Origin of the sequence: Conyzicola sp., from assembly GCF_046714715.1 — a bacterium.
In the GTDB taxonomy this organism is placed as follows: Bacteria; Actinomycetota; Actinomycetes; order Actinomycetales; family Microbacteriaceae; genus Conyzicola.
The window spans coordinates 1-7,708 of record NZ_JBKKAD010000095.1 but is presented as its reverse complement, the minus strand read 5'-3'; the positions used below and the strand labels follow the sequence as shown (position 1 = coordinate 7,708).

Here is a 7,708-nt window from a genome sequence, read left to right as displayed (position 1 = left end):
CTCCAGGACAACCTCAGCGTGAGCGGTGCCACCGACCCGCTGATCGGTGGTGCGAGGGTCGGGCACGTGCTCCTGCAGGTCGGTGACGTGCAGAGCGCCCGCGAGTTCAATGTCGACCGGCTCGGCTTCGAGTCGACCTTGTCGCTCGGCGACAGCGCACTGTTCGTGAGCGCGGGCGGCTATCACCACCACATGGCGATGAACACCTGGAACTCGAAGGGCGCCGGCCCCCGCACGCTGGCGCTCGGGCTCGCGCAGGTCGACATCCGCGTGCCGGGCGTCGACGACATCGGCGCGCTGACCGAGCGGCTGAAGCACTTCGGCGTTCAGACCCGCGACGACGGCGAGAGCGTGAGTTTCGACGACCCGTGGGCCAACCTCATCAGGGTGAGCGCGGCCGGCTGAGTTTGCTCGCCGAGTCGGGAGCCAGCAAGATGGGCCCATGCTCGAAGTTGTCGCAATCGCCCTGATCATCGTCGGCACGGCGCTCGGTTTCACCGCAGCGCGGCAGATCACGCGCGCCAACGAGGGCGTGCCGATTCCTTGGTCGGGCCGAATCCCAAACCAGCCGCCCAACGCGCCGTTGTTGCGCGGTCTGGGCGGTGCGCTCGTCGTCGTGGGATCGCTGATTCTCTACTCCGTGCTGAACGTGCTCATCATCGCGGTCGTGCTTGCGTCTACCGCCTCGCCGCTGCTCGTGTTCGTGGCGCACAACCGCCGAGTGAGGGCCCGAGCATGACCCGCCCGATCGCCCTCATCACCGGCGTCGGCCGCACGGTCAACATCGGCGCAGGAATCGCCCGCACACTCGCGGCCGATGGCTGGGACCTCGCGCTGAGCCACTGGACGCCCGCCGACGAGGCCGTCTTCGGTGGCGCGGCCTCCGACGGGCTCGACGACCTGCTGACAGAGCTCGCGGCGAGCGGCGCGCGAGTGGTCGCGATACCCGCAGATCTAGAGAGAACGGATGCCGCGGCATCCGTCATCTCGCAGGCGCGCGAGCTTCTCGGCCCTCTCGACGCTCTCGTGCTCAGCCATGCCTGGGGCGTCGACTCCGGCCTGCTCGAGACCTCGGTCGAACAGTTCGACAAACACTTCGCCATCAACACCAGGGCCAGCTGGATGCTCATCGTCGAGTTCGCCCGCCAGGCGCGGTCGGGCGGCGCGATCGTGGCGCTGACGAGCGACCACACCGCCGGCAACCTGCCCTACGGCGCGAGCAAGGGTGCGCTCGACCGGATCGTGATCGCCGCCGCTAAAGAGCTCGCACCCCGGGGCATTTCGGCGAACCTGGTGAACCCGGGGCCGATCGACACCGGCTGGATGGACGACGCGACCCGCAGCTGGCTCACCGGCATGCAACCGAACGGACGCCTGGGCACCCCGTCAGACACCGCGAACCTCGTGGCTTTCCTGCTGTCGGAGAAGGGCCGCTGGGTCACCGGGCAGCTGTTGAAGAGCGACGGCGGGTTCTCGATCTCGGTCTAGCCGATGCGCTCGTCGATCTCGGTGATGACGTCCCACGCGCCGTCTTCCGAGTTCGAGAGCACGACCACGTCGAGGTTCTCGGCCGGGTAGTGCCGCAGGATGCCGCTCGCGCCGGCGTTGATGCCGTCCTGGAAGTACGACCGCACCGAGCCTTCCTCGTCGAGATCGAACTCGAGGCCGAAGCCGTAGGCCGTCTCCTCGTCGAGCTCGACCTGGGGCAGCAGGAACTCGTCGGTGTACTCCTTGTTGAGCAGCACACCGCCGCGCACGGCCTCGAAGAACTTCACGAGGTCGGCGGCGGTCGAGTGCGCACCGCCGTCGGGCGTGCCGATCGGCGGGTAGGAGAGCGCGTTGTGCTCCCACTCGCCGTTCTCGGTGCGGTCCCAGCCCTCGGCGACGCCGGGCACGCTCTCGCGCCGGTCGAAGAAGTCGGAGTCGGTCATGCCGGCCGGCGCGAACACCTCGTCGCGGATGTACTGACGGTAGGGAACACCGGTGACCCGCTCGAGCGCGAGACCGGCGAGGATGTAGCCGACGTTGATGAAGGCGACCTCGTCGCCCGGGTCGGCCAGCGGCTCCTTGTTCACGAACAGCGGCAGGAAGTCGGCCGCCTCGAGAAACTCCTGTACCGGCAGCGCGGCCCAGAACTCGGCGTAGTCGTCGCCGTTCTCCTCGTCGACGTCGTCGGCCAGTCCGCTCGTGTGCGTGAGCAGGTTGAGCAGGTTCACCTCGATCGGGATGCGGGTTCCGGCGAGGTCGACGTAGTGGTGAATGGATGTCTCGAGGTCGAGGTTTCCCGCGGCGACCTGCTGCAGCACGCCCACGCTCGTGAAGAGCTTTGTGATCGAGGCGGTGTCGAAGCGGGTGTCCATGGTGATCGGCGTCTCGGCGCCGCGACTCGCGAGCCCCGTCGCCGACTCGAAGACCGTGGTATTGCCCTTGCGCACGAGCACGACGCCCGAGAATTGCTGCTGCTCGAGAAATTCGGTGAGACCTGCGGTATCCATGCCTGCGAGTTTACCGACGCGCCTAGCATTGGTTTGTGCCCCTCCTCCAGCGATTCAGCCGACTGGCGATGCTCCCGGTGGCACCGGTTCTGCTCGTGCAGGGTCGACGGCTTCGCCGCGACACACCCAGGCTTGCGGATGCCGCGAGCCCCTGGTCGGGAACGCTCGATGCCCCGGCATCCCGCCCAGGCGATGCCCCGCTGCGGCTGCTCGTGCTCGGCGACTCGACGGCGGCGGGGGTCGGCGTCGACTCGCAGCACGAGGCGCTGCCGGGCAACCTCGCCCGTTCGCTCTCCGCCCACTACGGGCGCGGGGTGCAGTGGACGGCGATCGGCAAGAACGGCGCCACGGCCAAAGACCTGCTGAGCGACTTCATCGAGGCCGCCACGGCGCACAGCTACGACGTGGTGTTCCTCACGATCGGCGCGAACGACGCCCTGGGTATCCGGTCGCGGGCGGCGTTCGGGCGCGACATCCGAACCCTGCTTGACCGCCTGCGCGCCGCGAACCCCGACGCGACCATTCTGATGTCGTCGCTGCCCGCTTTCTTCCGGTTCGTGCTGCTGCCGAATCCGCTGCGATTCAACCTGTACCTGCACTCGCGCAGCCTCGAGGCGGAGGCGCGCGCGATCGTGGCGGCGACGCCCGGCGCGTTCATGTCACCCCCGCCCCCGCCCTACACGGAGGGGTTCTTTGCGAGCGACCTGTTTCACCCGAGCGCCATCGGCTACCGCGACTGGGCACACTTCGCGGTCGACGACGCGGTCGCGCGCGGGCAGCTCTGACGGCACCCGGCGCCCTCGGGTAGACTCGTACCCGTCAACCCACGCGCGAAATCCTTGGAGTTACTGGTGCCCACAATCGTCGTCGAGGTCATGCCCAAGGCCGTTCTGCTCGATCCGCAGGGAAAAGCCGTCACCGGCGCCCTGCACCGCCTGGGTAACACCACCGTCTCCGAGGTGCGCATCGGCAAGCGCTTCGAACTCACCGTCGACGGCGAGGTGACCGACGCGCTGCTCGCCGAGGTGCAGACCTACGCCGACGAGATGTTCTCCAACTCGGTGATCGAAGACGTCGTGTCGATCACGGTGGTTCCGTAATGCGCGTCGGCGTCATCACCTTCCCGGGCTCGCTCGACGACCGCGACGCCCAGCGCGCCGTGCGTCTTGCCGGCGCCGAGCCCGTCGCGCTCTGGCACGGCGACCACGACCTGCACGGCGTCGACGCACTCGTTCTGCCGGGCGGATTCAGCTACGGCGACTACCTGCGCTGCGGAGCGATCGCCGCGCACTCCCCGATCATGGCCGAGGTCATCGACGCCGCGAACGCCGGAATGCCGGTGCTCGGCATCTGCAACGGCTTCCAGATGCTCGCCGAGGCGCACCTGCTCGCCGGCGGCCTGATCCGCAACGACCACGGCAACTTCATCTGCCGCGATCAGGGCCTGCGCGTCGAGAACACCTCCACCGCGTGGACCAACGACTTCGCAACGGGCGCCGAGATCACCATCCCGCTCAAGAACGGCGAGGGCGGCTTCATTGCCGACGCCGACACGATCAACCGGCTCGAGGGCGAGGGCCAGGTCGTCTTCCGCTACCTCGGTGTCAACCCGAACGGGTCGATCAACGACATCGCCGGCATCAGCAACGAGCGCGGCAACGTCGTCGGGCTCATGCCGCACCCCGAGCACGCCGTCGAGGCCGGCTTCGGCCCCGACACGGCGGCCGCCATGCGCTCCGGCGTCGACGGGCTCGCCATCTTCACCTCGGCGATCCGAGCGCTCGCCTCGGTCTGATCGTGCCCCTGCCGTGGACCCCCGTGCTGCCGATCAGCACGCCGCGGCTGCTGTTGCGCCCGCACACGGCTGACGACCTCGACGACCTGCTGCAGTTCCACTCCGACCCGGAGGTCGTGCGCTACCTGCCGTGGCCGGTGCGGTCGATCGACGAGGTGCGGTTCGCGCTGCTCGCCAAGGTGCCGCAGTCGCGCGTCGACAGCGAGGGACAGTGGCTCGTGCTCGCCATCGAGGTAGCCGAGGACGGCCAGCCCGGCCAGGTCATCGGTGAGGTCGTGCTCAAGTGCGAGAGCCAGACCGAGGGCGAGATCGGGTTCGCCCTGCACGCCGGATTCCAGCGCGCGGGCTACGGGTACGAGGCGGCCAGCACCATGCTGTCGCTCGCGTTCGGAGAGCTCGCGCTGACACGGGTCACGGCCACGCTCGACGCCCGCAACGCCGCCTCGGCCGCGCTGCTCGAGAAGCTCGGCATGACGCGCGGCGCGCTCGTGCCCGACCAGCCGTTCAAGACGGAGCGCGTCGACGAGCTGCACTACGCCATCGACGTCGCGGACTACTCATAACGCCGCGCGCCCTGTTCCGCGCCCTCGCGCTCGCGGAGACAGTCACCTGGACCCTGCTCATAGCGGGAATGCTGCTCAAGTACGTCTTCGTGCTGACCGACGTCGGGGTGAGCATCGGCGGCGGGCTGCACGGGTTCGTCTTTCTGGCGTTCGCCGCGACATCCGTCATTCTCGCCGTCAACCAGCGCTGGAACCTGCCGGTGACGCTGCTCGCCCTCGCGAGCGCGGTCGTTCCCTACGCGACGATCCCGGCCGAGCGCTGGCTCGAGCGGCACGGGCACCTCGACGGCGGCTGGCGCCGGGTCGCCACCGACCACCCGCGCGACGGCAGCGCCGCCAACCGCCTGTTGCGCTGGGCGCTCGCCCACACGGCGCTGTTCGCGGTGCTGGTCGCCGCGGGCGTCGCGGCGGTGTTCGTGGGGCTGCTCGTGATGGGCCCGCCCGGCTAGCTCGCGCCTAGTCGCGCCGGCCGTCGACGTCGATGATCGGGATCGACGACGTGAGCAGGCTCGCGCGCTCCTCGGCCTGCGCGCTTCCCGTGAACAGGCCGATCTGGTCGGTGTGCGTCTCGTTCGCCGGCGCGCTCGCGGCGCGCTGCTCCGACTCGACCATCTGCACGCGCGTGCGGGGAATCGCGGCCGGATCCTGCGTCTGCAGCCACTCGACCATCTCCTCGCGGATGAAGCAGCGGAGGTCGAACAGGGTAGGCGCATCCACGGCCGTCACCAGAATGCGCACGCGCACGAATCCGCCGGTCGCATCGGTGACCTGCAGCACGCTCGCGCGGCCGTCCCAGATGTTGGTGCGGGTGAGGATCTTGTCGAGCTCGGCGCGCATCGCGACCGGGCTGACGCGCCAGTCGAGGTCGATCTCGACCGAGCCGAGCAGCTCGGAGCCGGAACGCGTCCAGTTCTCGAACGGCGTCGACGTGAAGTAGGTCGAGGGCAGCACCATGCGCCGGTCGTCCCAGATGTGCACGACCACGTAGGTGAGGGTGATCTCCTCGATGCGGCCCCACTCCTTCTCGGCGATCACGACGTCGTCGACACGGATGGCGTCGCTGAAGGCGAGCTGCACGCCGGCGAAGACGTTCGCCAGCGTCGACTGGGCGGCGAGACCCGCCACGATCGAGACGATGCCGGCGCTCGCCAGCACGCTCGCGCCGACCGCCTGCACGCCGGGGAACGTGAGCAGGATCGACCCGACCGAGACGATCACGATCACGGCGAAGGCGAGTCGGCGCACGATCGCGAGCTGCGTCTGGATGCGGCGGGCGACCCGGTTGTCGGGAACGTCGGTGCGGTACCGCCCCATGCCGAGGCCGATTCCGAAGCTGACGATGGCGCCGATGAACCAGGCGCCGACCGCGATGAGGGCGATGAGGAAGGCGTGGTCGACCCACTCCATGCCCGGCATGCTGAAGTTGATGGCGGCCCAGGTCGCGATCACGGCGAGCAGCAGGCGGTAGGGGTGGCGCGCCTTGCTGGTGAGCGCACGCGGCCACTCGCGGCGCTTCGTCGCGGCGACCACGATGAGCTTGGTGATGACGGCGATGACGAACGCCGCCGCGAGGGCGATCGCCACGGACGCGGCGAGGCCGAGCCAGGAATGCCAGTCGAACATGAGTCTCTCCTAGGTGTTGGGTCACGCACACCGTCGAGCGCCAAGCCTCAAGGGTAGCGGGGGCGGGCTGGGCGGCTGCTCGGTGGCGGCTCGGCGGAAGTTTTGGTCGCAAGGTGCTTGATGTTCGCTCAGATCGCGCGTCTAGCTGTACTACGCCATGAGGTTGATGACATTTCGAGTCTTGTGAAGAGGAGGAACCTCCGTGCTTAGTGGAGGTATCTGACATCTTCACAAACACGGAGGCCCTCGTGGTTCACGCTAATGCTCCTTTGAATTTGCCCGCGAAAGTTATCCTCATCGGGCGGGTGATTGTGGATAAGCGGCCCGTCTCCCATGTCGCGAAAGAGATGGGGATCTCCCGGCAGGCCGCAACCCGATGGGTCCGACGTTTCCAAGATGACGGTCCTGCGGGTTTGCTCGAACGCTCGTCTCGGCCCCGATCGTGTCCGCGGAAGACCTCGCTGGAGCTGGAGGCTGCGGTGTTGGCTGCCCGGGAGCGTCTGCGATCTGGCCCTCAGCGGATCTCGGCCGATACGGGGGTCTCGCCGCGGACGGTGTCGCGGATCCTGGTCCGCAACGGTGTTCCCCGGTTGGACTGGTGCGATCCGATCACCGGGGAACTCATCCGCGCCTCCCGGAAGACCGCTCGCCGCTATGAACGCGAACGGCCCGGGGAGCTGGTGCATATCGACGTGAAAAAACTCGGCAAGATCCCGGACGGCGGCGGCTGGAGGGCTCTCGGACGAGAGGCGACCGTGGCCCACAAGCACAAGAAGCAGCGCATCGGATTCGACTACGTCCATGCCGTCATCGACGACCACAGCCGCCTTGCCTACGCGGAAATCCACGACGACGAGAAGGGCGTCACCTGCGCCGGCGTCCTGACCCGCGCCGCAGCGTTCTTCGCCGCGAACGGCATCCCGAAGATCGAACGGGTCATCTCCGACAACGCCTTCGCCTACCGGAACTCGGCCGCGTTCAAAGACGCCGTCGCCCGACTCGGAGCCGTGCAGAAGTTCATCAAACCCCACTGCCCATGGACCAACGGCAAAGTCGAACGCCTCAACCGCACCCTGCAGGCCGAATGGGCATACCGGCGCAAATACACCAGCGGACAAGAGAGAGCCGACGCCCTTGCCCCCTGGCTCAACTACTACAACACTGAACGCATCCACACCGGCATCGGAACCGCCCCCATCAACCGGGTGTCACCAATGTGATGGCCGAGTACA

11 protein-coding genes are annotated in these 7,708 nt (G+C 68.1%); 9 read left to right on the top strand and 2 right to left on the bottom strand.

The window, feature by feature from the left end:
* The 3 genes from ACLQ6X_RS07515 to ACLQ6X_RS07505 form a co-directional block, all read left to right on the top strand.
* Positions 1-405: VOC family protein (locus ACLQ6X_RS07515; RefSeq protein WP_411699552.1), on the top strand; the 405-nt coding region annotated here is incomplete at its 5' end.
* Positions 406-442: 37 nt separating this feature from the next.
* The gene (locus ACLQ6X_RS07510) at positions 443-739 is read left to right on the top strand and encodes a hypothetical protein (protein WP_411699551.1); all 297 of its coding nucleotides are present in this window, start codon (positions 443-445) and stop codon (positions 737-739) included.
* Positions 736-1,488, top strand: a complete 753-nt coding sequence (locus ACLQ6X_RS07505) for an SDR family oxidoreductase (RefSeq protein ID WP_411699550.1) — start codon at positions 736-738, stop codon at positions 1,486-1,488. Before ACLQ6X_RS07510 ends, ACLQ6X_RS07505 begins: the two co-directional genes overlap by 4 nt.
* Here the strand turns inward: ACLQ6X_RS07505 and ACLQ6X_RS07500 are convergent.
* Positions 1,485-2,495: a serine hydrolase domain-containing protein gene (locus tag ACLQ6X_RS07500; RefSeq protein WP_411699549.1), complete on the bottom strand. Its 1,011-nt coding sequence runs from the start codon at positions 2,493-2,495 to the stop codon at positions 1,485-1,487. The genes ACLQ6X_RS07505 and ACLQ6X_RS07500 overlap by 4 nt on opposite strands.
* Before the next feature lie 35 nt (positions 2,496-2,530).
* Here ACLQ6X_RS07500 and ACLQ6X_RS07495 point away from each other — a divergent pair, with 35 nt between their 5' ends.
* From ACLQ6X_RS07495 to ACLQ6X_RS07475, 5 genes are all read left to right on the top strand, one after another.
* Positions 2,531-3,280: an SGNH/GDSL hydrolase family protein gene (locus tag ACLQ6X_RS07495; RefSeq protein ID WP_411699548.1), complete on the top strand. Its 750-nt coding sequence runs from the start codon at positions 2,531-2,533 to the stop codon at positions 3,278-3,280.
* Between the two features lie 66 nt (positions 3,281-3,346).
* A complete protein-coding gene (purS, locus tag ACLQ6X_RS07490; protein ID WP_411699547.1) occupies positions 3,347-3,595 on the top strand; it encodes a phosphoribosylformylglycinamidine synthase subunit PurS in 249 nt (82 codons plus the stop codon).
* Entirely contained in the window at positions 3,595-4,290 is a 696-nt protein-coding gene (purQ, locus tag ACLQ6X_RS07485) for a phosphoribosylformylglycinamidine synthase subunit PurQ (RefSeq protein WP_411699546.1), read from the top strand. The genes purS and purQ overlap by 1 nt, the downstream gene beginning before the upstream one ends.
* A gap of 2 nt (positions 4,291-4,292) precedes the next feature.
* Positions 4,293-4,853 carry a GNAT family N-acetyltransferase gene (locus ACLQ6X_RS07480; protein ID WP_411699545.1) on the top strand — a complete coding sequence of 187 codons (561 nt, stop codon included), beginning with the start codon at positions 4,293-4,295 and terminating at the stop codon, positions 4,851-4,853.
* Complete coding sequence (locus tag ACLQ6X_RS07475) at positions 4,850-5,302, top strand: DUF3817 domain-containing protein (protein WP_411699553.1); 453 nt, start codon at positions 4,850-4,852, stop codon at positions 5,300-5,302. Before ACLQ6X_RS07480 ends, ACLQ6X_RS07475 begins: the two co-directional genes overlap by 4 nt.
* Positions 5,303-5,309: 7 nt before the next feature.
* On the opposite strand, the gene ACLQ6X_RS07470 is transcribed toward ACLQ6X_RS07475, so the two are convergent.
* Entirely contained in the window at positions 5,310-6,476 is a 1,167-nt protein-coding gene (locus tag ACLQ6X_RS07470; RefSeq protein ID WP_411699544.1) for a mechanosensitive ion channel family protein, read from the bottom strand.
* 248 nt (positions 6,477-6,724) lie between these two features.
* Between ACLQ6X_RS07470 and ACLQ6X_RS07465 the strand changes: the two genes are divergently transcribed.
* Positions 6,725-7,696 carry an IS481 family transposase gene (locus tag ACLQ6X_RS07465; RefSeq protein ID WP_411699543.1) on the top strand — a complete coding sequence of 324 codons (972 nt, stop codon included), beginning with the start codon at positions 6,725-6,727 and terminating at the stop codon, positions 7,694-7,696.
* The last annotated feature ends 12 nt before the right edge of the window (positions 7,697-7,708 follow it).

What these genes read in the sequence shown, in the direction of transcription:
- ACLQ6X_RS07470 (WP_411699544.1), bottom strand. Translation starts at nt 6,476, where the DNA reads ATGTTCGACTGGCATTCCTGGCTCGGCCTCGCCGCGTCCGTGGCGATC.
- purQ (WP_411699546.1), top strand. Translation starts at nt 3,595, where the DNA reads ATGCGCGTCGGCGTCATCACCTTCCCGGGCTCGCTCGACGACCGCGAC.
- ACLQ6X_RS07510 (WP_411699551.1), top strand. Translation starts at nt 443, where the DNA reads ATGCTCGAAGTTGTCGCAATCGCCCTGATCATCGTCGGCACGGCGCTC.
- ACLQ6X_RS07500 (WP_411699549.1), bottom strand. Translation starts at nt 2,495, where the DNA reads ATGGATACCGCAGGTCTCACCGAATTTCTCGAGCAGCAGCAATTCTCG.
- ACLQ6X_RS07505 (WP_411699550.1), top strand. Translation starts at nt 736, where the DNA reads ATGACCCGCCCGATCGCCCTCATCACCGGCGTCGGCCGCACGGTCAAC.